General features: G+C 69.1%; 25 protein-coding genes and 3 pseudogenes. 7 read left to right on the top strand and 21 right to left on the bottom strand.

What is annotated here, in order from left to right; all coding sequences use genetic code 11:
• Positions 1-39 precede the first annotated feature (39 nt).
• Entirely contained in the window at positions 40-1,518 is a 1,479-nt protein-coding gene (locus ACFY0I_RS32045) for an NF041680 family putative transposase (RefSeq protein WP_388902293.1), read from the bottom strand.
• Positions 1,519-1,732: 214 nt separating this feature from the next.
• A complete protein-coding gene (locus tag ACFY0I_RS32040) occupies positions 1,733-2,041 on the bottom strand; it encodes a lysine transporter LysE (protein ID WP_388902291.1) in 309 nt (102 codons plus the stop codon).
• 177 nt (positions 2,042-2,218) lie between these two features.
• Here ACFY0I_RS32040 and ACFY0I_RS32035 point away from each other — a divergent pair, with 177 nt between their 5' ends.
• Entirely contained in the window at positions 2,219-2,908 is a 690-nt protein-coding gene (locus ACFY0I_RS32035; RefSeq protein WP_388902289.1) for an SMI1/KNR4 family protein, read from the top strand.
• On the opposite strand, the pseudogene ACFY0I_RS32030 reads toward ACFY0I_RS32035, so the two are convergent.
• Positions 2,890-3,513, bottom strand: a pseudogene (locus ACFY0I_RS32030) (transposase); the annotation flags it as partial. The gene ACFY0I_RS32035 and the pseudogene ACFY0I_RS32030 sit on opposite strands and share 19 nt — an antisense overlap.
• Here ACFY0I_RS32030 and ACFY0I_RS32025 point away from each other — a divergent pair.
• Entirely contained in the window at positions 3,443-3,988 is a 546-nt protein-coding gene (locus tag ACFY0I_RS32025) for a tetratricopeptide repeat protein (protein ID WP_388902287.1), read from the top strand. The pseudogene ACFY0I_RS32030 and the gene ACFY0I_RS32025 sit on opposite strands and share 71 nt — an antisense overlap.
• Here the strand turns inward: ACFY0I_RS32025 and ACFY0I_RS32020 are convergent.
• Positions 3,974-4,456: a hypothetical protein gene (locus tag ACFY0I_RS32020; protein ID WP_388902325.1), complete on the bottom strand. Its 483-nt coding sequence runs from the start codon at positions 4,454-4,456 to the stop codon at positions 3,974-3,976. The two genes, ACFY0I_RS32025 and ACFY0I_RS32020, sit on opposite strands and share 15 nt — an antisense overlap.
• A gap of 76 nt (positions 4,457-4,532) precedes the next feature.
• Between ACFY0I_RS32020 and ACFY0I_RS32015 the strand changes: the two are divergent.
• A pseudogene (locus ACFY0I_RS32015) lies at positions 4,533-4,745 on the top strand (HNH endonuclease); the annotation flags it as partial.
• Between the two features lie 305 nt (positions 4,746-5,050).
• Here ACFY0I_RS32015 and ACFY0I_RS32010 read toward each other — a convergent pair.
• From ACFY0I_RS32010 to ACFY0I_RS31995, 4 genes are all read right to left on the bottom strand, one after another.
• Positions 5,051-5,326: a hypothetical protein gene (locus tag ACFY0I_RS32010; protein WP_388902285.1), complete on the bottom strand. Its 276-nt coding sequence runs from the start codon at positions 5,324-5,326 to the stop codon at positions 5,051-5,053.
• A gap of 77 nt (positions 5,327-5,403) precedes the next feature.
• Entirely contained in the window at positions 5,404-5,877 is a 474-nt protein-coding gene (locus tag ACFY0I_RS32005) for a hypothetical protein (RefSeq protein ID WP_388902283.1), read from the bottom strand.
• A complete protein-coding gene (locus ACFY0I_RS32000; RefSeq protein WP_388902281.1) occupies positions 5,874-6,626 on the bottom strand; it encodes a hypothetical protein in 753 nt (250 codons plus the stop codon). The genes ACFY0I_RS32005 and ACFY0I_RS32000 overlap by 4 nt, the downstream gene beginning before the upstream one ends.
• 7 nt (positions 6,627-6,633) lie before the next feature.
• On the bottom strand, positions 6,634-7,554 hold the full coding sequence (locus ACFY0I_RS31995; protein ID WP_388902280.1) for a hypothetical protein: 921 nt from the start codon (positions 7,552-7,554) through the stop codon (positions 6,634-6,636).
• A gap of 196 nt (positions 7,555-7,750) precedes the next feature.
• Here ACFY0I_RS31995 and ACFY0I_RS31990 point away from each other — a divergent pair, with 196 nt between their 5' ends.
• Positions 7,751-10,867: a Tn3 family transposase gene (locus ACFY0I_RS31990; RefSeq protein WP_388902278.1), complete on the top strand. Its 3,117-nt coding sequence runs from the start codon at positions 7,751-7,753 to the stop codon at positions 10,865-10,867.
• 349 nt (positions 10,868-11,216) lie between these two features.
• Here the strand turns inward: ACFY0I_RS31990 and ACFY0I_RS31985 are convergent, their stop codons facing one another.
• From ACFY0I_RS31985 to ACFY0I_RS31950, 8 genes are all read right to left on the bottom strand, one after another.
• Positions 11,217-11,357, bottom strand: a complete 141-nt coding sequence (locus tag ACFY0I_RS31985) for a hypothetical protein (RefSeq protein ID WP_388902276.1) — start codon at positions 11,355-11,357, stop codon at positions 11,217-11,219.
• A gap of 754 nt (positions 11,358-12,111) precedes the next feature.
• Positions 12,112-12,414 (bottom strand): hypothetical protein, encoded by a 303-nt coding sequence (locus tag ACFY0I_RS31980; protein WP_388902274.1) that lies wholly within the window; start codon positions 12,412-12,414, stop codon positions 12,112-12,114.
• A 361-nt stretch (positions 12,415-12,775) separates the two neighbouring features.
• Positions 12,776-13,621 carry a hypothetical protein gene (locus ACFY0I_RS31975; RefSeq protein ID WP_388902272.1) on the bottom strand — a complete coding sequence of 282 codons (846 nt, stop codon included), beginning with the start codon at positions 13,619-13,621 and terminating at the stop codon, positions 12,776-12,778.
• Positions 13,602-14,501, bottom strand: a complete 900-nt coding sequence (locus ACFY0I_RS31970) for an aldo/keto reductase (RefSeq protein ID WP_388902270.1) — start codon at positions 14,499-14,501, stop codon at positions 13,602-13,604. The genes ACFY0I_RS31975 and ACFY0I_RS31970 overlap by 20 nt, the downstream gene beginning before the upstream one ends.
• Positions 14,498-15,685, bottom strand: a complete 1,188-nt coding sequence (locus tag ACFY0I_RS31965) for a cupin domain-containing protein (RefSeq protein WP_388902269.1) — start codon at positions 15,683-15,685, stop codon at positions 14,498-14,500. The genes ACFY0I_RS31970 and ACFY0I_RS31965 overlap by 4 nt, the downstream gene beginning before the upstream one ends.
• Before the next feature lie 20 nt (positions 15,686-15,705).
• Positions 15,706-15,843, bottom strand: a complete 138-nt coding sequence (locus tag ACFY0I_RS31960; protein WP_332758719.1) for a hypothetical protein — start codon at positions 15,841-15,843, stop codon at positions 15,706-15,708.
• A 249-nt stretch (positions 15,844-16,092) separates the two neighbouring features.
• Entirely contained in the window at positions 16,093-16,359 is a 267-nt protein-coding gene (locus ACFY0I_RS31955) for a hypothetical protein (protein WP_388902267.1), read from the bottom strand.
• A gap of 5 nt (positions 16,360-16,364) precedes the next feature.
• The gene (locus ACFY0I_RS31950) at positions 16,365-16,655 is read right to left on the bottom strand and encodes a hypothetical protein (protein WP_388902266.1); all 291 of its coding nucleotides are present in this window, start codon (positions 16,653-16,655) and stop codon (positions 16,365-16,367) included.
• Between the two features lie 948 nt (positions 16,656-17,603).
• On the opposite strand from ACFY0I_RS31950, the gene ACFY0I_RS31945 reads away from it, so the two are divergent.
• The 3 genes from ACFY0I_RS31945 (at position 17,604) to ACFY0I_RS31935 (ending at position 19,669) form a co-directional block, all read left to right on the top strand.
• On the top strand, positions 17,604-18,170 hold the full coding sequence (locus ACFY0I_RS31945) for an RNA polymerase sigma factor (RefSeq protein ID WP_388902264.1): 567 nt from the start codon (positions 17,604-17,606) through the stop codon (positions 18,168-18,170).
• Complete coding sequence (locus tag ACFY0I_RS31940; protein ID WP_388902262.1) at positions 18,167-19,180, top strand: CU044_5270 family protein; 1,014 nt, start codon at positions 18,167-18,169, stop codon at positions 19,178-19,180. Before ACFY0I_RS31945 ends, ACFY0I_RS31940 begins: the two co-directional genes overlap by 4 nt.
• A gap of 90 nt (positions 19,181-19,270) precedes the next feature.
• Positions 19,271-19,669, top strand: coding sequence for a hypothetical protein (locus ACFY0I_RS31935; RefSeq protein WP_388902322.1), 399 nt, complete (start codon positions 19,271-19,273; stop codon positions 19,667-19,669).
• Here the strand turns inward: ACFY0I_RS31935 and ACFY0I_RS31930 are convergent.
• The 5 genes and pseudogenes from ACFY0I_RS31930 to ACFY0I_RS31910 all read right to left on the bottom strand — a co-directional run.
• Positions 19,670-20,439 (bottom strand): annotated as a pseudogene (locus ACFY0I_RS31930) (IS5 family transposase); the annotation flags it as partial. It abuts the gene before it with no gap.
• Positions 20,440-20,512: 73 nt separating this feature from the next.
• Entirely contained in the window at positions 20,513-20,674 is a 162-nt protein-coding gene (locus ACFY0I_RS31925) for a carbohydrate-binding protein (RefSeq protein ID WP_388902260.1), read from the bottom strand.
• A gap of 1,298 nt (positions 20,675-21,972) precedes the next feature.
• Positions 21,973-22,185, bottom strand: coding sequence for a hypothetical protein (locus tag ACFY0I_RS31920; RefSeq protein WP_388902258.1), 213 nt, complete (start codon positions 22,183-22,185; stop codon positions 21,973-21,975).
• Between the two features lie 655 nt (positions 22,186-22,840).
• The gene (locus ACFY0I_RS31915) at positions 22,841-23,164 is read right to left on the bottom strand and encodes a DUF402 domain-containing protein (protein ID WP_388902256.1); all 324 of its coding nucleotides are present in this window, start codon (positions 23,162-23,164) and stop codon (positions 22,841-22,843) included.
• Positions 23,165-23,205: 41 nt separating this feature from the next.
• A complete protein-coding gene (locus ACFY0I_RS31910) occupies positions 23,206-23,436 on the bottom strand; it encodes a hypothetical protein (RefSeq protein ID WP_388902255.1) in 231 nt (76 codons plus the stop codon).
• Positions 23,437-24,676: the final 1,240 nt, after the last annotated feature.

Genomic DNA, 24,676 nt, shown 5'->3' with positions numbered 1-24,676 from the left:
CAACACCGTCGGGGACGCGGCGATGAGGCGGGTGGCAGCTCAGCTTGCCGGTGGCCCGGTTCTGCGGGGTTTGGTGCCGATCTTGTGGTGCGCAGGGCGGGTGTAGGACTCGCCGGTGGCGAGGACGCGTCCGACGTCGTAGCGGGTGGCGGGCCGCTTGTTCTGTGAGCCGGGCGGGCGGCCGGGGCCGGGCCGGCTCGGTTTCGGTGCACGTGCCGGCGTGCCGGTCTTCGCGTGCAGGTTCCTGAACCCCCTGCGGACGCGGGCGGGGGTGAGCCTGTTCGGTTCCGCCGGTCGTTCCCACGGCCGGCGGAGGTCCCGCGCGAGCGGGCGGGCGAGACGGAGTTGTGCGTGCGCGGCCAGGACGATCCAGGTCCAGCGGTCGGCCGCGGCGGAGTCCCGGAGCCTGGGGCGGGTCCAGCCGAGCGTCTGCTTGAGCAAGCGGAAGGTGTGCTCCACGTCAAACCTTCGCAGTAAGGCCTGCCAGCATCGGTCGACGTCCTCGGGACGGGCGCCGGTGCCCGACCACCACAGCCAGACGGGCTTGTTCACCCCGCCGCTGGGCAGCTTCGCCACCGTCAACCGGATCACGGTGCCCTCGATGATCGGCAAGGCGCCTTCGTCGTCACCCCATGCCGCCCGGCGGGTCAGCCGGGGGTGCAGCCGGTCCCAGGCCTGCGCGGTCGCCGTCCCGTACCGTTCGGTGTCGGTCACGGTCACCACCGCCACCTCGCCCCAGGTCTCAGGGAGGCCGAAGACGAACTCACCGCCGTGCTTGGGCGGGCGCCCGCCCTGAGGCGGGCAGATCCACGGCACTGGGACAGGCTTGCGCATCACCCGGTCCGAGCGGAGCCGGCCCAGGACCTCGATCGGCATGTCGGCCAAGAGGTGCGCGATTCGAGGCGCGTCGTAGCCGGCGTCCAGGACGACGAGGACGTCCGGTTGCACCTGCTGCCACTGACCGGCCGAGATGAGGCGTTCGACTACCTCGCGGACCTGGATGGCGGTGACGGCCGCGAGGTCGGCGCCTGGCTCCAGCCGGATCGCGTCCAGCAGCGCGGTCCAGGAGGTCCGCCCGGTTTCCAGAGCGGCGACGATCGAGTACGGCCACCCTGGCACCATCTGGCGTTTGCCCAGGCCCCGGCCGAAGGTGTGGCAGAACGACCTGTCCGAGCATGTGTCCGCGTCCGGCCGCAGCCACGGGGACACGTCCGCCGCGAGCACCAGGCGCCCGTCAGCAGCCAGGGGCAACGGAACCCCGACCAGGGCCCGCCGGAGCCGGGCGACGTCGATCCGGCCCTGGTTCAGCCCGGCATAGAGGGCGCCGTGTCCGCGCCGGTGCTCGGGCGCGAGAGCCAGGTCCACGAGGGTGCGGACCGGACCGTCTGTGCACAGCAGGGCGTCGCACAGCTCGAACAAGGCATCACGGCGGGAGAGCAGGGAGGCGTACAGCTCGGTGCGGAAGCCCGTCACCGCCGTGAGCGCGTCTCGTTGAACCCCGTGCTCGACCTGTTCCACGATCCGGCCTCCACGCGCCGCGCCGACCCTTCTCGCAGGATCAGGCCCCGGCACCGTGGACACGCCGTGAACAGGGGAAACCCCGAACAAGTTCGAGCCCCGTTCGACGGCGGACCAAAAACGTCAAGCTGAGAGCGTGTTCTTGAAGGCTGGCCTGCCGCGCTTCGTAGCCCACTCCGCGGCCAGTTGAGCGCGGGTGGGGGTCAGAACGGCCTCACAGGCAGTTGCAGCCTGTGGCGTAGAGCAGGAGGAAGAGGGCAGTCAGGCCGACCAGGGTGAAGCTGGCAGCGGTCAAGGCGGTGAGGCCCCGACGGCGCCCCTTCGCGGGTGTGCCGAAGGTCTGCCAGGCACCGTGGGCGAGGAAGAGGCTGAGCAGGCCAGCCCCTGCGATGGTCAAGCGCGGGCTGAAAGACCAGCTCAGGTAGGCGATCAGAGCCAGGCAGCCGAGCAGGGTGCAGGCGAGCAGGCTGAGGATCACCTCGGCGACGGCTTCTCCTACTGTCTCGATGAGGAAGTCGCCCACGCCTTTCGCTGCCCTGCGGACCCCCACGGCGATGCTCCATCCTCGCGTGCGATGGCCTCGAACGGCCCCTGGTATGCAGGACCCCTGCCGAGCTGGAATGGTTGCCGAAGTGCTCAGGAGTGGCCGACTACAGCGCATAGTCACATCGGCCACGCTGGTCGCGCATAGGCTCGGCCCATGGATGACTCGATATGGGTGGGGGTGCGGGAGCGGGTGCAGGCCCTCATCGCCGCGCCAGCCGGGGACCGCGTCTTCGGCGCGACAGGGCACAAGTTTTTCCTCGAGGACCCTTTGACCCCGTCAGAGCTAGCCGACCTCGAAGGTCAGACGGGTGTGTCGCTGCCCGGGGAGTACCGCGACTTCCTCCTCCACGTCGGCGCCGGAGGTGCCGGGCCCTCATATGGGGTGTATCCCGTACGACTCATTCAGGGTCGCTGGCGGTGGGAGGGAGATGGAGCCGACCTGGCTGACCTGTCCCGACTGGCCGAGCCGTTTCCGCGTGAAGGTGCCGATCCTGAAGCTGTCCAGCTGCTGCTGTCCGAGCACCCGGAAGAGGAGGACTTCGAGGAGATCGAGGACTTCGATGACGCCATTGAGGCATGGGAAGAGCGCTGGGAACCCTTGATGTGGTCGGCGGACCGCACTGTCGGCGCGGTCGTGATCTCCACGCCGGGTTGCGCCGCCCGCGAGTGGCTGATCATCAGTGGCCCGGAGCGTGGGCGCATCCGGTCCGACAACAGGGCGGATGACGAGGACCTGAAGCCGCTCCTCGACGACAGCGGCGCGCCGATGACCTTTAGCCGCTGGTATCTGACGTGGCTTGAGAAGGCTGAACGTCAACTGGCATCGGTCCCGGCGGCAGACTGAGTTGCTCTCCCGGTAGAGCGCGCTGCGGGCTTCCTGGTCCAGCTGTCGGTGCGAGGGCCTTTGCGGGTAAGTCGCCTGGTCATGACGGTGATGAGTGTCCAGTTGATGTGGGCTTCGCCGTGTTGGGGCTGGCGCTCGTAGTCGCGGACATTGCGGCGGGCGTTCACGATCCAGCCGATAGTGCGTTCGATACGCCAGCGCCGCGGCAGGACGACGAAGCCCTTCGCGTCCTTGGGGCGGGAGACGGTCCGGAGGGTGATGCCGAGGAAGCTGCGGGCCCAGTCGACGAACTGGCCGGCGTAGGCGGAGTCGGCCCAGACCTGGGTGATCTCGGGGTGGGTGAGGCGGAGGCGGAAGATCATCTCGCGGGCGGCGTCGCGGTCAGTCATGGCGGCCGGAGTCACCATGATCATGACGGGCATGCCCTTGGTATCGACCGCGATGTGTCTCTTGCGTCCGTTGATCTTCTTCCCGGCGTCGTAGCCGCGAGTGGCCTTCGAGACGGTCCCGGCGGCTTTCACGGACTGGGAGTCGATGATCAGGGTGACCGGGTTGGGGCAGCTCCCGAGGTTCGTACGGATCCTCCGCCGCAGCTGGTCACGGATCAACCTCGCCATCACCTACTGCAACCTCGAACGCCACCAGGAAGCACTCGCCCTCGAAGAATCCGTCCTGGCCGACCGCGAACGCCTCCTCGGAACCGACCACCCCGACGCCATCACCGCCCGCGCCAACCTCGCCATCACCCACAGGAATCTCGAACGCCACCACGACGCAGACCACCCGCGGAGCAAGGAACCGCAGAGCGCGGGGGTCCACCCGATCAGCCCTGATGGGGTGGAACTGGGGCCAGGACGGAACCGATCCTGCCCATTGCGGGTTCCCGTAGGCATGAGCGATGAGAGCGTGATCACGATCGAGATCCGGGGCCACGAGACGGCCGCAGTCGAAGCGGCCCACCGAATCTCTGTCCAGCGGTCCGTGCCGGGTGCGGCGTACGCCCGGCGAGGACGAAGCACAGGTCCTCGTCCACGCGGACGTCGCCAAAGGCGTTGGCGAGGGCGGCTACCTCGACCCTGATGTGGCGGACGGCGCAGGCTCATTTCTGCGGTGAACCGGCTCACCCAGCAGGGTGAGCCAGCCCAACGCGGCTCGATCCGGCGCCGGGTGACCCGGTATCACCGGGTTCATGATCAAGAATCTGCGGCGGGGCTGTTGGCCACCGCTCTCGCGTTCGCCGTGCTCGCCCCCGCCTCCCCCGCCCAGGCCGACGAAGTCACGCTCATGGACGGAATCACCGCGCTGCCGATCGCCGATGAGATCCGTGAAGGGTACAAGCGGGAGCTGTACCCACATTGGAAGGATGACGACAAGAACGGCTGCACCGCCCGGAACGATGTCCTGATCGCCGAGGCCATCGAAGCCCCGACCGTCGGTGCCGGCTGCGCGCTCACCGGCGGGGTGTGGCACTCCTACTACGACGACGTCCTCGTCCAGAGCTCGTCCGGCGTCGACATCGACCACCTGATCCCGCTCGCCGAGGTCCACGACAGCTGGTGGCTACGGGTGGACCACCGAACGCCGCCGGCGCTACGCCAACGACCTCGGCTCCGACGTCACCCTCGTCGGCGTCTCCGCCCGCTCCAACCGGCAGAAGTCCGACCAGGACCCCGCCACCTGGATGCCCATGGCCGCCGTGCACTGCCGCTACCTTGGCGAATGGGTGGGCACCAAGCACCGCTGGGGCCTCGCCGTCGACCAGGCCGAGCGGGAAGCCCTCCTGCAGTTCGCGGCATCCTGCCCCAACGCCCGCATCACCTACGACCCCGCCCTCTGACCCTGCAGCCCGCAACAACCAGCCTCGCGCAGGCCGGCCTGCCGTGGGCGGAGGCAGCATCCTCTGCTCCAAGGTCGCGGCATCGCCTTCCATGCACTGAAGGATCTGCTCAACCATGACCGAGCATCGATCTGAGGTTCCCTCTGCTGGCCGGGGGAACCTCAGAGCCACCAGTCCGGAGCCTTACGTGTGATCGTTCACCTGCCATCCCGGTCGGTAGTGTCCACCAGACCGCCGCCTACGGTCCGGCCCGCACAGCCTTCGCGGGGCCCCTGTCGTGGACGGCAGGGGCCCCGGCCTTGAGTTCACAGCGGGTAGAAATCCGTGATGCGGTAAGCGCGCTGTCCGTACTGAACCCTGAAGCCCATGACCCACCGCGTAGTCTGATCGTCCACGACGATCAGCCGTGGATCGGTCCGCTCGGTCGGCCGGTGCAGCGGCATGGCCACGGGTACCGGGCAATCGCCGAACGGGGACTCGGCGTGGAAGACCCGAGCTGTCAGCATGCGCCCGGCAAGGGGGCCGGTGCGGTGATAGTCGGCAGGGACATGTCTGAGGATGCCGTCCAGTTCGACCGCCACCGTGCGGTGGACGGGACCTGCCTCTGTCTGGGCTGGTCGGCGCTCGTCCTGCTTGTCAGGAAGGCGCGGTGGCCGGGTCACCGTACCGCCGGTTTTTCGGCGGCGAGAGGGATGTCGTAGCGCATCCATGACCGCATGGCCGCGGCAGTGTGGACCTGGCCAGTACCCACTGTGCGGTAGCCGTCGAAGGTCCAGGCCGTCACCTCCAGGAAGCGGCCTTCGCCTGTGTGGATGTTGAGTTCCAGGTTGAGGTAGACCGGCCGCTTGGCGACGGCGAAGCCCTGCCAGGAGTGGTCCCAGCGGAAGAGGCCGCCGAGATCGGGGTCTTCCCACACCGGGAGGCGGTTGGTTTGGTGGGCTGCCCTGCAGTTCAGGATCCACAGGTCCGTGTGCGCCTCCCGGGCCATGACCTCTGCGGAGGATAGGCCCCTGGACTGCGCTTCGGCCCGCTTGCCGCCGCGGAGGTGGGAGTCGGCCCGCCGGTTCCCGATCCGGATCTCGGTCCCCACTCCCCAGCCCTTGATCTCTTTGTGCCACCCGGACTCGGTCACAGGGCGCCCGCGTACCGGATGAGTTCGACGTCGTCCTCGTCCAGGCCGAGGTTCTCCGGGCCGACTTCGGCAACGTAGTCGGCGAGGGTGAAGACGCCGGGAAGGGTGTCGATGCCGACGACGAGCCGGTCGTACCGCTTGAACAGGGCAAGGATGCGAGCGCCGCGATTGCGTTGTGCTTTGGCCTCCTCAGAGGCTTCCTTCGCCACATGGTCAAGCCGGTCGGCTTCGATGTAGCAGCGCTCTGCGAGCGGGGGGAGAACCTCGAAGATGCGGTCGGTGTCCTCGATGACGAGCTGGCGGGCGGTCTTCTCGGTGATCTCGCCGCCTTCGCCGATCAGGACTTTCGCCACGACTTGCTCGTCGTCGGTTCCGACGGCCCGCGGCCCGGGCACTGTGGGGCCGGCAGGGACCGGCGAGTCGGCTCCGCAGCCAGGGCCCGGCGTCACGGTCCCACAGCCAGGGGGCTCAGTCGGGGCGCCGGTCGGAATCGGGCCAGCCAGGGCTGCGAGGAGCAGCTCCTTTCGGACCTTGTGGAACGAGGTGGTGCACAGGGTTTTCACCGCGCGGTCGAACACCGGGCCGTACTCCGGGGAGAGCACCTTGATCTTGGTGTGGACGGTTCCCTGCATCCGAGCGAGCTGTTCTGTCTCGGTGCCACCCTCACGGATGGAGCGGAGGGCTTCGCGGTCGAGTACGTCGCGGACGGCGTTGGGGTAGCGGCCGGCGGACCTGGTGCGGATGGGCATGGGTTGCCTACTTTCCGGTGACGAGTCGGATCTTGTGGGGGCGCTTTTGCAGGACGCGGTCGGCCCAGGAGGTGACGGATTCGCGGAAAGACTCGACGGACTCCCAGACATCGGGGTCGTCGATGTCCAGGAAGTCGTCGGGGCCGAGGAGGAGGATCTCTCGGCATTTGTGGGCGAGGTCGAAGTAGCGGATGGTCCAGTCGGCGCGCGGGTCGCGTGTGTCGGCGCCGATCAGCTTGTTGAGCAGGTCTTCGTCCGGGTCAGGTGCCGGGCGCATCTGCTCGCGGATGTAGCGGGCGACGTCCTGGTCCTGGAGGACCTCGCGTACGGCCGGGGCCTGGAGTACGGCCAGGGCCGCGGTCGGGGTCTTGGTCAGTTCGGCGAGTACGGCCTCGCGGACGTCGTCGCGGTCGAGCTGGGCGACGATCGCGCTGGGGGTCTGCTCTGGGGTGTCGGCTGATCCGTCTGCCAGGCCCAGGGCCCGGCAGTACTCCGCGGCGTCCAGCACGGTCGGCCACCCTGCCCGTTCCGCGCTGCCCAGTCGGCCCAGCAGCAGCCCGACGCGGTGGGCGCGCTCGGCGAGGTCGGTGATGCAGGCCGTGGTCACGCACTTCCACGGGACGACGATGGGCGATGTGATGAGGCGCTCACGAAGCGAGTCGGCTGCCGCCGAAGTCACGCGGCGGTACTTGTCGAGGGTGTGTGCGGAGTAGCCGAGTTGCTTCGCCAGCGGCTCAAGGGCGTTGATACCGCTCAGGGCGGATTGCTCGACGATTTCGGTGCAGATGGAGCCGAGGCCGAAGCGGGCCGCGAGTTGAGTCCGTGACGCCTGGAGGTCCTGCTCGGCGAGGGCTCTCGCGTGTTCGAGCTGTTGGTCGGTGTAACCGGGGTCGGCGCTGCCGCCCGGCTGGATCCACACGTTGTCCATGGGCGAGGACGCTAGATCGCCAAGGGGTTCGCGCCGTGCACGGGCCACTCGAACGATGGCTGCCGAACCAGCCTCCACGACCAAGATCTCGAAAACCTGGATTAGGGCCCTCGGTGCCCGAGAAGGTGGTTTGACCCGGCCGGATCGGGGGCCTGAGGCTGCCCTGCGTTGTAATCCGATCTTCGGAGGAGAGGCAGTGGAGTCCGCAGAGGTACAGCAGGAACAGAGCGTCGGATACCCGTCGTTCGTCGGCGGGATGTGGGAGAGGGAGTGGGGGCGTCTCCGTCTCGACGAGGTGGACCTCAAGCTGGTCGGGAAGAAGCGGGGGGCGCATAGCCGGCTCGGGTTCGGCGTGCTGGTGGCGGTGGTGCGGTTCCTCGGCCGCTTCGAGACCGACCTGGACAGAGTCCCCGAGGAGCTGGTCCTGCGTGTGGCCGAGCAGCTCGGCATGACAGAGGATCCGCTGGCCGCGATCAGGCTCTATGGGCAGAACCGTGAGCAGGTTCAAGTACATGCCCGAGAGATCGCGGAGGAGTACGGATGGACTTCGTATTCGGCTGGCGAGGCTTGGCTCGTCGAGCAGTTGGAAGCCCACCTGAAGGTCACGACGGACGGCCCGACAGCTCTGATGGTCTTTGCGGTGGAGAGGCTGCGCAAGGAGCAGGTCCTCCTACCCAGCTACACAACTCTGCGGGCAAAGGTGGTGAAGGTCCGTGACCAGGTCGATGAGAAGCTGTCGAAGACTCTGTGTGGGAAGTTGACCGCTGCGCAGATCAGGGTAATCGACGGACTGATGAAGGTCCCCGCCGGAAAGGGCATCAGCGGGCTGGAGCAGTTGCGCCGCGGGCGCGCGGAACCGTCGTGGTCGGCGTTTGAGAAGACGCTGTCTCGTGCGGACGCGATCATGGGTCTCGGGTTCGTCGATGTGGATGTCTCCGATGTCCCCGATCGCAAGCTGGCGCATCTGGCAACCCACGCCATGACCGAGCGGGTGTCCCGACTTGCGAACCAGAGCGGCAAGCGGGCCGCCGTTCTGGCAGCGATCAAGAACATGGAGAAGCACGTCCTGGACGACGCGATGGACATGCTCGACAAACTGATCACCCAGCAGTTCCTCAACCGCCCCAAACGGCTGGCCGACAACGACATCATCGCCGCCTACCCGACGTTCGCCCCGGCAGGCGCCTTGGTCGCGCAGGTCATGCTCGCCGTGCTGAACGCGGTGAAGGAGCAGGTCGACCCCGAGACTGGAGAGATCACCGACCCTCACACCGACACGTACTCCATGCGGGCCCTCATCGAGGGGTTCGCCGGCCGGTACACCGTCGAGGCGGCGGCCGAGATCCTGGCCGCGAACACGCCCTCTCCGGGCTCCGACACCCACGCGGGTCGCCGCGCCAAGATGCTGGAGCGGTACCCGGCCCTGCGCTCCCTCATCCCGGTACTCGTCGACAGGGTGCCGTTCGGTGCGACCCCCGCGGGCCAGCCGGCGCTGACGGCACTGTGGTCCCTGCCCGACCTCCTCGACCGCGAGGACCTCCGGCTCGGCGACATCGACACCACGCTGCTGACCGGCTCATGGAAGGGTCTGGTGCAAAGTGACCCGGATGCGACTTCCGACACCGTGGACACGAAGGCGTACGCCTTCTGCGTGCTGGAGACCTTCCACTATCAGCTGTGCCAGCGGAACATTTTTGCCGTCGGCGCCTCGCGTTGGGGGGACCTACGCGCGGCTCTCCTGTCTGGTGAGGCCTGGGAAGAAGCCCGGCCTGCCCTGCTCACCAGTCTCGGTCTGCCCGGGAGCCCCGAGCCGTACCTGGCCGAGGCCCGTAAGACCCTGCACGCGGAACTCACCGATGTCGCCTCGCGCGTGCCCGAGGGCTACAAGGTGCAGCTCGACGACGGCACCTTGGCCCTGCGCAAGACGCCGGGCGTGCCTGCGAGCCTGGCCAAGCTGTACCGGCAGGTGAACAAGATGCTCCCCCGCGTAGACCTGTCCCAGGTGGTGGTGGAGGTGCTCAGCCGAACCGGCGGTGCCAAGGCGTTCGCCACCCCCAACGGCAGTCCCTCCCCGTTCACGGAGTTCGACCTATCCCTCGCCGCCGTCATGGTCGGACTCGGCTCGAATCTGGGACTCCAAGCCGTCGCGGAGGAAGAACGGGAAGGGGTGCGGGAAACCTTGACCCTCGCCCGGCTCGACCTGGTCAACCGCACCTACTTCCGCCCCGAAACTATCGAGGCCTTCAACACCCTGATGCTGGAGAAGCAGGCCGAGTATTCCGTCACCAGCCTGTGGAACGAGGGACGACGACTCGCCATCGTCGACGGCCTGCGTTTCGTCATCCCTCCCGGCTCCACCAACCTGCGCATCGCCCCGCGCGGCGAGACGGAGGTGACCTGGATGACCGTGATCACCGAGCGGGCCATCCAGCTCTCCGGCCGCCTGGTCAGCGGAAGCCCGAGCGCCGCCCTGGAAGCACTCGACACCCTCACCGCGCGTCGGCGCGGCCGAAACGACGAGCCCGAAACCAGCCCCGCCCCCGCAGCAGACGCCATCGTCGCCAAACCCGGAACGCACGAGGACCTCGTCTTCGGCCTCCTGACCCTCTCCGGCTACTCCTACCAGCCCACCCCGAAGCAGTTGACCTCCATCAAGCTGTGGCGCACCGAGGGATCGGCAGACTACGGCCCCCTGCAGGACGCGACGCGGCGACGCATCGACCTGGCCCGGATCACCGAACACTGGGACGAAATCCTGCGCGTCATCGGCTCCATCCGCCAAGGAGTCATCAGCGCACATAACGCCCTGCGTATCCTCACCCGCGACGGCCGGCCCACCCGACTCGGGATGGCGATCGCCGACGTCGGGCGGATCGCGAAATCACGCCACCTACTCCGCCTGTTCGACAACCCTGAGTTCCGTCGCCAGATCGAAGCCCAAAGTGCCCTGCATGAGGCCCGCCAGCGACTCGCCAAGCGCATCTGCCACGCCGTCGACGGCCCGTACCCGGAATACCTCCCCGGCCTGGAAGAACAACTCGGCGCCCTCGGCCTCGTCCTCAACGCCGTGGCCCTCTTCAACACGATCTACATCCAGATGATCATCGAGAAGCTCCGCGCCCAAGGCCACACCGTCCTGGACACCGATATCGCCCAGCTCTCCACGCTCCTGTTCGCCCACATCAATATGCACGGCCGATTCCACTTCGAGCTGGACACCGGAGCCACCCGCACGATTCCCGACCCCGAGCCAGAAACCTCCCCCACCTCCGAGCAAGCCCCCACCGACAGGCTCGACCCGAACCACGACTGAACGGCCAGCCCCTCAACCCGAATTCTCCCGCCGAGGCCGGGACCTCCCCCGAGGTCCCGGCCTCATCCGTATGCACCCAGCCGGCTCCCGAGCGCGCACCTGACAGAACAGGCACTTCACACCCCGCCACCCGAGTCAACTTCGGTGATCGGGCTTTCAAAATCCCTTCGCCTGCCCCCACCAAGTCAAAGCGGCACAGCTTCTGACCTGCAAGAACTCCCCCTAATCCACCTTTCAGAGATCTTGGTCTTCGACAGGTAGGGGTCCTCCACGACGTGCTCACCTCGACCGGATGCTTGCTCCGCTAAGGGCGACCGCGGCAAGTAGCCCTCGGCCTCGGCCGTGACGGTCAGCGCCAGGTCGTCCAGAGCCGCAGGAGCCGGTCAAGGTCTCCGGCCAGCGCGTTCTGGAAGGCAACGGCGTAGATGCGCGCCCGGTACTCGTCGGGTACGCCGGTGAGCGTCGCCGCGTACTGGGTACTCCCCCCCATTGATCGCGTCGCCTTCGCGGATCAGCCTCGCGACGGCCTGCCCCAGCATCTTCGTCACGCCGTGGTGCTGTTGGTAGGTGGGGGCCGTTTCCGGCATCACATAGACGCACCACCCCCCGGCCATGCGGGAAACGCTGACGAATACCACCCCTGCGGCCCTCACCCGTTCGACGGCCGCAGGGAACGCTCCATCCGCAGTGGCATCCGGGACCTGCGACGGCGACGTCAGCAATCCGGTCGGGGCCGCAGGCACCATCGAGGGCGCACCGGCACGCTCACGATGCTTGGCGACGGTGTGCACGGGCGGGCGCTCCTCCGGCGGCAGCGGCTCGCGCCATTGGTGCCGGGCCGTCATGGTTGCCTGCTCCTTTGGCGGCAGGTTCACGAACTCCTGCGCGGTCATGACGTATGGCTGGAGGTCGTCGCACTTGCGGGCGTGCTCCTTCGTTTCGGCCCCAGCCTGGAGTAGGAGGTGTCCTGACCCTCCCACTGGCACGTGCGGCAGACAGCCACGTACCGCGCCCGCCCCGGACAGCGCGAGTCCGGCGGACGCTGGGTGTGCCGGCCCTTTCCGGTACGCGGGCAGCGGGTGCCGTCGGCGTGTACCGCCCGGATGACACCGTCGAAGTAGGTGTAGGTCTCCTCTGTCCGTCGGGGCGGAGCAGGGACAGGGTGCTGGTGGGCATGGTCGTTGACCTCGTTGTCGCAGAGGACCTGCCTAACGGCCCATCCGTCCTGCTGTCACCGGCCGGTCTCAGCGTCCCGTTGGCTTCTTCGACCAGAGCAGCCACCCCGCCATGCCTGCCCCCGCGGCGCACAGGAGAACTCCGCCTGGGAAGTCCGGCACGGCCCGCAGGCCGCTGGTGAGGCAGGTGACGAGCAGCAGGACAAGCAGGCCTCGGAGCCACCGCGTTGTTCTGGGCACGAATACCCAGGCCCCCGCGTAGTGCTGCCACCGGCGGCGGAAAGCCGATGCCGCGGTCAACAGCACGATCCAGACGGCCGCGGTGATCAGGCCCCGCCTTACGCCGGTGCCGCTGAAGGAGGTGCCGGCCATGACTGAGGTCGTCAGGAGTGCTGCTGCTGAGCCTTCGAGGATCTGCAGGGCCCGGGCGGCGCGCGTCGGCGGTGAGCGCTTGCTGGCGGTGGGTGGGTTCGTGGAGGGCGATCGACACCAGGGCCCGGACGGCCTGGCTCTGCGTGGGGTCCGCCCCCGTGGCGAGCGTGGTTGCGGCGCGGGCGAGGGCCTCGCTGGTGTCGGTCATGCGCGCAGTGAAGCAGAGCGCCGGGCCGCCCCGCAGCGGCTCCCGGTCGCGTCACCCTTTACGGTCCCAGGCAGCTTGACCTGGTGTCCGCGTGCAGTCTGGGCTTCGCCGCCGGGGGCGGATGGCGGCCCCGGGCGGGTCACGGCGTAGCGGTCAGTGCTGGGGTGGTGCGGGAGGTCTGCGGCCGGTGAGGGCTTCGGCCCGGTCCATGAGGGGTGCGGCGATGTTGCTGTATTCGCCGCGGGCGACGGACTGGAGCAGTTCGCAGAGCGCCGCGAGTTCTCCGGTCCGGCCGGCTGAGGTGGCGAGGACGTGGGCAAATTCCTTGCGTACGCGGGCTGCGGCCGCGGGGACGCGGAGGCTGTAGGCGTGAAGGAGGCCGACGTCGAAGCCGATGGGGACGCTGCCCCAGCGTTCCCAGTCCATGATCGCGAGTGGGGTGGCAGTGAGGTTGGCCCAGTGCAGGTCTGCGTGCCCGGTGACCCGCTCGATGCGGTCGGGGGCGTCGATGCCGAGGAAGACGGGGAAGGAGCGGCGCATCCAGAGCGTGCGGACCGCCTCCCGTTCCGTCGGGACCCCGGCGAGCGCATCCAGGGCGTGGTGCAGCTCGGCCCACCACCGGTCGGTCAGGTCCGGGTCGGTGAGGAGTTCGGGGGTGGTCGGGCAGATCACCGGGTGGGCGATGTGGGTGAGGAGGTCGGCGTCGTAGGTCCAGCCGTCCTTGGTCCAGCGGACGGTGGCGTGCAGGCGCGGGCGCGGTACGGCGTCCGGGATGTGTTCGGCGCCGAGGATGCCCTCGTGCGGTAATCGCGTGTTGGCCCGGTCGTCGGAGGTGGCTTCGACACGAAGCCAGTGGTCGCTGCCGGCGCGGGAGCTGATGGTGCGGCCGTTCCAGCCCCACGCGTACGGCGGCCCAGTCGTGACGGCGAGGCGGTTGGCGGCTTCGCCGTGCGTGGCCTCCATCCGCTGTCGGGTGGTGTCATCGGGGGGCGAGTACATCGAGGACCTTCCTGAGTTCCGTGTCGGTCAGCGGGTCGTCCAGCGCCGATACGGCAGCGTCCCAGTGCTCCCGCGTGCTGACCGAGACCAACAGGACGTCCAGGCTCGGGCAGGAACCGGCGGCGAGCAGGCAGGCCGCCGCCGGGGGTGCGCCGGGCCGGATCAACTCAACCAGTTCCGGCGTGATCAGGTCCAGAAGTTCCCCACCGTGCAAGGGCGCGGAGCCGAAGGCGAGCAGCCCGCCCGAGCGGGCCTGCCCCAGGGGGCCGCGCCCGTCGAGTGCGCGGGTGATCGGTTGGGCCATGACGAGGCTGACCGGTTGCTGGATGGCGGCCAGGTGGTGGCCGGGGCCACCGGTTTCGTGGGCGAGGGTGAGGAGTTCGGGGACGGTGAAGGCGTCGTCGGTGAACCCGGACCAGGTCGCGACCCCGTACCCGCCGATCACGCCTGCTCCGGTCAAGCCTTCGAGGACCTCGAAGGCGGTCCGGAGTTCGGCGTGGAGGCGGTCGCGGTCGCCGTGCCCGACCGTCTCGGGGTTGTGGACGAAGACGATGTCGGCGTGGCCGAGTGCGGCGGCGGAGTGGCGGGTCTGCCAGTCGATGAAGTCCGGGGCGAGGCTGTGCCGGGCATCGGCCTGCCCGGGGCGGAGCACCCCGGCGGCGACGGCGGCCTGTCCCTGGGCGCGGGTGTAGAAGCCGGTCTTCGTCGCCACCCGCACCGCGGGGAAGGCGTCGAGTACCGGGCGGAGCTCCGCGTGGACGGCGCCAGCGCCGTAGTTGGGGGCGGTGTCGATCCAGCCGGCCCCGCCCTCGCACGCGGTCCGCGCCGCCGTGGCGGCGGCGCGGACGCGGTGGGTGCCGAGGGCTGCTTCGGCCGTCACCGGTCAGCCTCAATGAGGGCGGCGGCCTGGCCCTCGACGAGGACGGTGAGCACTGCGGCGACGTCGGCGACGGGCAGGCCCGCCTGTTGTGTGAGTTCGCCGATCGTGGCCGGATGCCCGGTCGACAGCCGCGTGAGGAGGGGGCCCGCCGGGGCGGCGAAGTCCCATGCGGTCCCGGCCGCCGCGAGCGTCCAATCCCCCGTGTCGGGGCTCTGGTCGAGTCGGGCGCGCGGGCAGGTCAGCCGGACGGTCAGATCGGGATCGGCGGGGACCTGGTCCAGGTGGGGCAGGGAGGCGTACGGGCGGCCGTGGTGGGTGGCGTCGAGGGAGCGGGCCCACCGGTCGGTGACCGCCGGGTCGTCCAGTACGGGGGCCATCGCCTCGCGGAGCGCGGTGACGTACGCGTTCCGGGCGGCCGGGGTGTCGAAGCGGGGCACGTCGGTGCGGAAGCGGACGTCGCCCCGGAGCTGGTCGACAACCCAGGTCATGAAGTCGGCGCCGGTCTGGGTGGTGAGGCCGAAGGTCAGGTGGAGGGAGGGGGCGCCTTGGTCTGCGGTGACGGCGTGCCACCAGCCGCAGGGCAGGTAGAGGGTGTCTCCCTGGTTGAGAACGATGTCGGCGAGGGGCTCCCCGTCGGGGATCTGCGGGGTGTCGGTGTCGCGCCAGGTGGGGGCCTGTCGGGTGGGGCCATAGATCCGCCACCGCTTCGCGCCCTCGACCTGGCAGACCACGACGTCATGGTCGTCCCAGTGGGTGCCGAAGCCCTCGGTCGCGGTCCACGACGCGTACGCGTTCGTCTGGACCGGGGTGCGCAGGAATCGCTCAAGGCCTTCGGCGGCCGTGATGGGCGGGTGGAGTTCGTCGATCGAGTCGACGACGAGGGAGGCGCCCTCGCGGATGCGCGTGTGGAGTTCGGCGGGCTGGATGCGGTGCCAGACCGTGGCGCGGCGGGTGGTGACGGGGATCGCGTAGCGGTGCAGCGGAACCATCTCGCCGCCCTGCGAGAGCCGCAGGCGGGGCGGCTCCAGCCGGTGGGTGGCGATCACGTGGTTGAGGGTGGACCAGGACACGAGTCCTGCGAAGTCGTCGGGCTTGCCCCGGACGACGAGGTGGGAGCGGAAATACGACTGGGCGAGGAAGAGGTCCCCGCCCAGCCGCTCCGCCCACGAAGGGGCGTCGAACATCAGAAGGTCAGCTCCTGCCGTTAGTCGTTGCCGTCCGAGCGGCCGGTGCCGCCTCCGTCGCCCTCGTGCTCGGCGCGGGTGCGGGCGGCGTTGATCCGCCGGGATGCGAGGAGCAGGCCGCTCCCCGGCTTCGGGTCGGGCGTGGGGCTGTGGGGCATGGGTTCCTCCTGCTGCCGTGAGGCGGGCCGGTTGCCTGCCTCGGGTGTGCGTCGGGCAAGGCCCGGCGCGGTTCCGCCCGGAAGGGCGGACATGGTGACCGCCGCCGCGAGCGGGTCGCGGGGCGGAAGTTCGGGTGGGCCGGGCCGGTGCTCCCGAAGGGGGTGGGGCACCGGCCCGGCAGAGCCGCAGCAGTCCTGAGCGGCCGGTGGCTGCTGCGGTGGATCAGTTCGCCCGGCTCGGGCGGGGGCTCACGGGACGGACCGCTCGGCTGGTGGGACCAGGGCGCAGCCTCTTATGGCAAGGCGGCGCTCGGAGCGGTCCGCGAGGCGCACCCAGAGGTAGGCGTTGTCCGCGTCAACGCCGTTCCAGCCGCTGCCGACCTGGACGACTTCCCCCTCGTGGACGGCGGGGGTGCGGTAGTCGCCCGGGGGAAGGGATTCGGGTCCGCGCACCACGTCGCCCACCTTGTACGGCGCGGACACCGCGTCGGGGCGGCGTCCGGTTCGGTCGGCCACCGCGGTCATCCCTGTGCGCGGGCTGCGAGGGTGAGCTTGAGCACCTGCGCCAGGTGTGGGCGTACGGCGCGGGCGGCCGGGACGGGGAGTTCGTCGTCCGGGGCGGTGTCCCAGCGGATGCCGTACGAAGGGGGCATTGCCACCCAGTCGTTCGGTCCGGAGCGGACGTCGACCTGGGGGCAGTCGGCGAGGAGGGTGCCGGTGCCGGCTTCCACAAGCAGGGTCGCCGTGGTGTGCCCGGCGGTCAGGCAGGGGATGTGCAGGTTCGTCGCGTCGGCGCGGAGCATGACGCCCATGCCGATGGCGTGGCCGACGACCAGGGCGTCGAACTGCGTGCACGGGACGATGACTCCGGCGCCGGGCGCGGCCTCGAACGCCGCGGTGAGCTCCCCCGCTGGCCAGCGGCTCCACGGCCCCGGCGAGCGGGTGGGCGCCCGGGGTGACGCAGGGCCTCGCCGTGGGGTCGTCCTGGCAGGTGCAGCCGGAGCCGGTGCGCTGTCGGTGTCCGATCGCGACGGGCCAGCCGAGCCGCCGGTAGGCGACGGCGCTCTCGATGGTGTCGCGGCCGTGCAGGACGTGCAGCATGTCGCCCATGTCGCCCCCGTGCCCGGTTGGGAACCGTAGGTGATGGTCACGAGCATGAGGGTCCCGCTCAACCAGAAGGGCGACCCACAGGATTTCTGTAGGCCGCCCAACTGGCATATGCGCCCTGATGTCAGGACACGAGTTCCATCCCCCGCACCAGCCCCGACAGGGCGGCGGCCTGCGATGGAACGCCCCGGCGAAACCACTGACCCGTGGCTGCAGAGGTAACGTCCAGGCCACCCGGAGCCGTACCCACACCCCGCTTCCGCGGACGCCCGCCGTACCCGTCCGCCACCTGATGTCCGGTCCACCCTTCCGTGGGTCGCCGCCGCCCTCGCCGCCGCTGGTGGCCTCGCCCGCGTCATGGCCCTGCCGCCCGTCGAGGCCCTGCTCGACCGCGTGGGCCTGGGCCTGGTCGATGAGGTCGCCGAGTGAACCCGCCGCACCAGGATGAGGCAGGCGTAGCCCTCGAACTCGAAAGGCTGCGCGCCGTCGTCGAGGTGGGCATGACCCGTATCGACGGATCCCTCGCCCTACTCGTACCTTCGCGGCCGTACGGGGGCCTTCTTCGCGTTCAGGTTGCTTCGGTCGCACGCTCACAGGTCGCGATGTGACGCACGTCACGTGCAACGGGATGCCCGGTCCGGACACTACCTAGTGTGGAACAGCAACTGTTCGCGGAAATCTACGATGCGCACGCCGGAGCGGTGTACGCGCATGCCGTCCGCATGTCGTCGGACCGCCATGCGGCAGAGGACGTCGTCTCTCTTACCTTCCTCGAAGCCTGGCGGCTCCGTGCAACTTTCGACGGTGTGATCAGTCCTCGGGCTTGGCTGTTGGGGGTCGCTACGAATGTCATACGCAATACGCGAAGAGCCGCGCGTCGGCACAGCGAGGCAATGAGCCGTATACCCCTCGCGGATCTGATCCCGGACCCATCGGATGAGGTGGTATCCCGTATCACGGACAGGGCAAGGGCCGCGGCCGCGCTGGCAGCCCTGGATCGGCTGCGACGCTCCGACCGCGAGGTCATCGTCCTGTCCGTCTGGTCGGGCTTGAGCCATGCCGAAATCGCCGGTGCGTGCGGCATCGCGGAAGCATCCGTGCGCTCCCGACTCTCGCGGGCGCGTAAACGCCTTCGCGAACTCACCGCGGCCACTTTGGCCGCGGAGCCAACTGCGGGGCATGCGTCCGTGTCCCGGATCGCACGGGAGGGACACCTGTGAGCGCCGCCGATGACGCACGAACCGAACCGCACGTTCGTAACGAACTCCTCCAGCGCCTGCCAGGCCTTCGTGATGAGGAGCTGCCGTTCCACGACCACGAACCGATCAAGGAGTACTTGATGCGTGAAGTCGCACGAAGCAACCGGGCCGCCGCCCCTCGACGATCGAGGCGTCCTCTCCTGTTTTCCATGGGCGTGGTTGCGGCGGCCTGTGCCGTGGCCGTCACCTTCACCCTGAACGGCGCCGATGGTGGGGAGCCGGCCAAGGCCGCTCGCCCCGATCCTGCGGCCGTGCAGTTGCTGGATCGGGTTGCCCTGGCAGCGGCGTCGCTGCCCAAGCCTTCCGTACGCAGCGGCCAGTTCATGTACACGAAAACGGTTGGGCATTCGACCACCCTGTCCGAGATTCCCGGCGGGGGAGGCCGCATGGAGGCCTTTCCGAGCGATCAGTCGGCAGAGCGTTGGCTGTCGGTGGATGGATCGGCCGGGGTGACGACGCGAACCGCGACGGGGTCCGAGACACGCCCGCCCGACGTGGGTCCGCCGACCCTGAACAGCCCCACGTACCGGTTCCTGGAAACGCTGCCCACCGACCCGGACCAACTGCTGAAGGTGATCTACGAAGACACGCGCAAGCAGCACGGAGCGGATTCCGGTTCGACCACGGGGCCGGATCAGCAGGCATTCGTCGCGATCGGCGACCTCCTGCGGAGTGTCGAGGCACCTCCGGGCCTGAGCGCGGCTCTCTACCGGGCGGCTGCCCGCATCCCCGGAGTCGTCCTGATTCCCGAATCGAAGGACGCGGCCGGACGGACGGGGGTTGCGGTGGCGCGCGTGCACAACACCGAGCGAACCGAGTGGATCTTCGACAAGCAGAGCCTCAGGTTGCTGGGATCACGTGAGGTCGCGCTTGAGGACAGCGACTGGGGCAAGGCAGGAACGGTACTGACCTCGGTCGCCGTCGTGGGTCGAGGAGTGACCGATCGCCCCGAACAACTACCGACCCCCTAAAAGAGCGTTTCATCCCGTTCGGGGTGTTTGGTAAGTCGCCAAATACAAGGGGGATTGAGGGCACGCCCAGAGGCGTGTGAGGATCCGCCCGTGGAGTGCGATGTGTGTGGACGTGTGATGTGGCGATGGCCGATGCTGCCGGGCCTGTGGGAGGAGGAGATCTGGTCCTGTTCCTGGTGCCACGCGGCGACCCATGTGGGTGGTGAGTGGTTCGAGGTCGCGCGTCCGATGTATTTGCCCGTGGGGATGCGTTGGGAGCGGGCTGTCGCGGACGGCCTTCCCGACAATGTCTCCCACGCCTTCGGCATCTTCGACACGACGCTGTGTGGAATCCAGGAAGCCGGCATGTCGCCGTCCAAGTACTGGTGGCTGCCGGAGCGGGAGAACGCCTGTGGCGCCTGCCGGCAAGCGGCGGGTGTCATTGATGACCGCTGGCCGCAGGCAATGAGGGGCGAGAACGCGCGGGTCAGCGTGGCCCGGCGACCATGAGTCCTTCCAGTTCGGAGTCGATTCTCGTGTGAGCCTGCGGCTCATCAGGTCGATCATCGCGAGGCGGATCATCGCTTCGGAGCGGTGCGGGTGGGTTTCGTAGTCGCGAGCGAGGCGGCGGTGGTTCATCAACCAGCCGAAGGTCCGCTCGACGACCCACCGCCGGGGGATGACCTTGAAGCCCTTCTGGCCCGGGTCGCGGCGGGTGACCTCGACGTCGATGCCGAGGGCGGCCCCCGTGGTCGATGGCCTTGGTCCGGTAGCCATTGTCGGCCCAGGCCTTGGTAATGCGGGGGTGGGCCTTGGCAATGCGCGAGAGCAGGTGAATACCGCCGGCGTTGTCGGAGACGCTGGCCGCGGTGACCCAGACAGCGAGGAGAAGGCCGAGGGTGTCGACGCCGATATGGCGCTTGCGGCCTGCGATCTTCTTGCCCACGTCGATACCCTGGCCGGCGGCCGGTACGTTGGCGGAGGTCTTGACGCTTTGTGCGTCCAGCACGCACGCACTCGGCTCGGCGTCCCGGCCTGCGGCCTCCCGGACCAATCGACGGAGTAGGCCGTTGAGCTGGTCAAATACACCGTCCCTTCTGCCAGGCGGCAAAGTATCCGTAGACGGTTTCCCACGGCGCGAAGTCGTGAGGGAGGTAGCGCCAGGGGATCCCGGTCCGGTCCACATACAAGACCGCGTCCATGATCCGGCGCAGGTCGTGCTCGGGCGGCCGCCCGATATCCAGACCCTTCCCTCGCCGCTCGGCCCGCCAGGCCGACACGGCGGCAGCGCCACCCTGGAGGCCGACTGCCCGACGGATCAACCGGCGCGCTGGCCCAGTGCTGTCGGGGCGGTCACACCGAGTACTGGCGCCACAGTTTCACGGCCGTTTTCGGATTGGAAGCGGAATTGGACTTGTTCGCCAGCAGGCAGCGGTACTGCTTTCCCTGGTAGGAGACCCGATCGTTCTCCGCGTACTGCCGGTTGACTTTCCAGTCCGAAAATCCTGCTGCCATGTCGCGATACCTTTCATCAGGCCGGCTCGCTGCCGGACCACCGGAAATCCTCGCACGTCGGAGCCTTGGTCGGCCCGTCGGCGGGAGGGGACCGGGTCCGCGGCTGCAACCGCCCGGCCGCTACGGGAGACACGGACACGCATCCATCCGGCCGGGACGTCGAACCGGGCAGTGTCAGGCAGGCCGTCGCTGCACCCCACGCTGGTCAGGCGCCCGGAAGGGACATGGACGCTCGGCTGCACCACATGGTCGAAGTCGGCAGAGTCGTCCTTGCGCCGAGCTGTACTCCGCCCTGGCCGCCTTCGACGCTGCGACCGCTCCGTGGCAGGCCCTCGAGGACCCAGAAGATATACAGCAGCGGGAAGCGCTCGGAGCGGGTGTAGCGGTGGCGCTGCAAGAACGGGTACGTGCCGCCGTTGGTGCTGCGGGCTCCCGCCGAAGTGGAGCGATGGTTGGCCGTGATCTGGGCACCTGCCGCACCTCGTGACCGTTGCGAGGGTTGTGATCGAACAAGGGCGGATCAAAGAGGTCGCACCTGGGGGCGTGATCACCTATCCGAGCGTCACCAGCTGCCTCACCGTGACCGTGCGGTTGAAGGGCGGCGGCCTCGTTGGTGCTCACGCCAGCCTGTTTCAGGTACCGGGCGAACTGCGATCCGATGAGATTCTGGGCGCGCTCAAGCAACTCGTCGGTGGGCGCCCTGTGGCGGCGATCGAGGTCAGGGGGCCGTGGGCGCCTGGCATCCGAGCTACTTCGTCAAAGCGCTGGAGAGCTAGGGCGAGGGGGAACAGGTCGATCCCGCAAGGCCCGGACTTCAACGAGATTGCCCGGACAGTGTCGCGGGGACTTGGAATGCCCTGCGGCATTGTCACGGTCGAGGATGTGCCTGACGGGGACCAGATCATCAGGTGACGAAGCCGACCATCACGCCAAGGAGCGATGCCCTCCGGGATTGTGTGGGACACCGCCGCGCCAGGTTCGCCGAGAACCTCGCCGCGGCCCGGGCCCCATTCGACCTCCACGGAACGCTCTGCGCGACGCGGCACTCCACCATGCTCGACCGGGCCGTCGGACAGTGGCTCACCAACAACCGCCGCCCCGAAGGGCTGGACAAGGACCCGTTCCTCGATCGGGACTGGAACCCGGGAAAAGGGGCTGGACGGTGGACTGGCAACGACACCACGCCTACCTCGCCCAGCTCCTGGACGACGGCGCCGGCCCGGCCACCGTCGTTCCCGGCGTCACCCGACACGGCGAAAATGTCGGTCGCCGGCTCGCTGAACTGGGCGTGGAGCGCCTCAGGCGGCTCCGGGAGGCCACGGCGGCCGCTCCGCCTCGGGGGCCAGAACGTCGACCAGGCGGCGCAGTGTGTGCAGAGCGGAATCATCCGCGCTCACATGGCGCAGCACGGTGATCGCGTTGGCGTCCAGGAGCCGGGGCAGGCGGCCGACCCGCATGCTGTCGCCGGCCTCGCGCAGAGCCGTGCGGATCGCGTGCTCGGTCCACGGCATCCGCGCCAGGCCCGCGGCGAACTCCAGCTCATCTTCGGAAGGGATCCATTGGGTTCGCTCGTAGGCGGTGGTCAGGCGAGCGATGTCGCGCTCCAGCCGTCTCCAGGCACGGTCGGCCGGGCCGAGTCCAGGCTGCCTTCGGCCGGGTCGGCGTAACCGGCAGGGCGCGCAGAGCGCAGGCCTCTGCGGCCCGGGGGTGTTGTGCGGTGCCGGTTCGACGAGGGGCTGGTCGGAGTCGGTGCACAGCCGGCAGGCCGGTGCGGGCGCGCCGGCCGTAAGGGCCGGACTTTGCCGGCGCGGGAGTTGTTGTCGCTCACCCGTGCCCAACGCGAACACCGTGCGCTGTGACGCGGCAAGACCGGCTCGAGCACGGTTTCAGGAACTTGTTCGGCCGACCCGGGCCGCGGGCGGCCCGGTAGTGCTCCATCGCGCTCTGGGTACCGGTCCTGACCCATGCACCCACGCCGGCGCGGACTGGGCATGACCCCAACGATCACAACCCACGCTCCGCGGGACTCCTGGATATCCGCCACCACGGACGTCACACTTCCGACAGGCCATACCCGGCCGGAGGCCGGCCATCGCCAGGTGCGCGCGGGAGGCTGGCACGGAACCCAGCCCCTCCGGTAGTCGCGAGACTCCTCCGAGGCGATGGTCAGCAGCGGGGCCATGACGGCGCGGTCTGTTCCTGTGGCTGGACGGGTCCGGAGCACCGTCTCGACGTGTTCACGGCCTGGTGCTCGGTGTCGGAGACGATGCCCAGGCGCCGCACATAGGCGTACTCGTCCGCGTCCTTCCACTCCCACCCGGTGAGGTCGGGCGTGACCAGCAGGTCCACGGTGAGGTCGAAGGTGTCGAACCCTGCCGGGGTGCGGCGGGTGGGGTGCTCGAAGTTGACGTACCAGTTCCGCAGCTGGCGCCGTTCCCGTCCCGGACATAGAAGGCGTTGATGCCGAACCAGGCCGCCGGCGCCTTCCACAGCAGCAGGTCGGTCTGCTCCCACACGGCGGGCACAAGGTCCTACCGGCCGGACGACATCGCCTCGAACGCCTCCGTACGCATCGACCGGTCCCCCTCCGCACGGGCCTGCGCGTACAGGGCAGGCCAACGGGCCTGCGCTCCGGGCGCGCAGGCGGTCACCAGCGCCTCCCCGGTATCGGCGACGACCCGCAGTGCCTGCTCGCGCCACACCCGGCCCGACCGGTGCACGTCACGCCGCACCACCGTCTGACCCGTCTCGAATCCGCGCACCGCGTCCTCCTCCGGTCGGGCCTTGCTGTCCGGCCCGGTTCGGCCAGCTCAGCCCAACCCGGGCGGGGTGGGCAAAGCCGCCGTCCGGGGTGGCTTGCCCAGGGTCCCCTTGGGCTTGCCCGCCGGGCAGATCGGCACCCGGGCATGCCCGACCGATCTCCTCGGCCCGTCGGTCAAACCGCATGTCAGGCGCCGTGATCGATCTATGCAACTCCCCCGCCGACCGGTCACCGGCCATCGGTCAGCCGCGGCCTCACCGGGCAACTGCGCGGCGGGACTGTGACTGATGCCGCCCCGCCCGGCGTGCTCCGGCCAGGGTGGGCAAGCCACCGGCCGAGACGGCTTGCCCAGGGTCCCCTTGGGCTTGCCCTCTCCCCCGGAACATCCCGTTGCGGCCGTGCGCGCCGGGTAGCTTCCGGGCACAGTGCGCTGAGCGTGACGGGTGGGCGTTGATGTGCACGACACCGAAACCGATTCGTACGAGGGCGCGATCCGTACCGTGCGCGCGGCCTACGGGAAGCCACAGCACAAGTCCGCTGGGCGGCCGGTGGTTCTGCCGGAGGACGTGGTGTGGAAGCCGGGCCGCTACGAGCGCCCCCTTGGACGGAGAAGATGCTGCGGACTGGGTGAAGGCGCTGTACACCGTGGAGGAGCTGGACCTGATCTGACGGGTGTTCGTCCGGCGGGTGGTGATCAGGCGGTCGGATGGGCGCAGGTCGGGGCCGGAGGGCGTACAGCAGGACGGCCAGGGCGAGCGAGGACACGGGACGGTTCCCTTCGTCGGGCATGCCGAGGGTCGGCATGCGGTGCGGTGGAGCGCGGACCAGCCGGACGGGTCGTCTCGGGTTGGTCGGCAGCAGGTTGCGACAGGGAGGGGTTAGCCCCGCAAGCCGCCGCAGCACCGGCACCTGATCACCTGACGAAAGCTCATTCAATATGTGGCCGGGTAATCCCGGAACGCAGTGCGGCCCCGGCACACCGTGAGGTGCACCGGGGCCGGAGACGGTCCGGTCGTACTGCCCCAGAGCGCTCTGGGCACCGGTCCTGACCCGCACACCCATGTCAGCACGGACTGAACCCGACCCTACCCAGGCACAACCGCCAGAGACCCGTCACACGGCCACCTGCGGACAACCACCAGGGACTCAAGGACTCAGGGACTCAGGGACTCAGGACAGCCAAGAGATCACCCACGGGCAGCAACAGCAGGGACTCCAACACAGCCGGCAGGAACGACCGA

The organism is Streptomyces sp. NPDC001568, from assembly GCF_042893755.1.
Taxonomy (GTDB): Bacteria; Actinomycetota; Actinomycetes; order Streptomycetales; family Streptomycetaceae; genus Streptomyces.
This window is presented reverse-complemented; position numbering and strand designations above follow the sequence as displayed.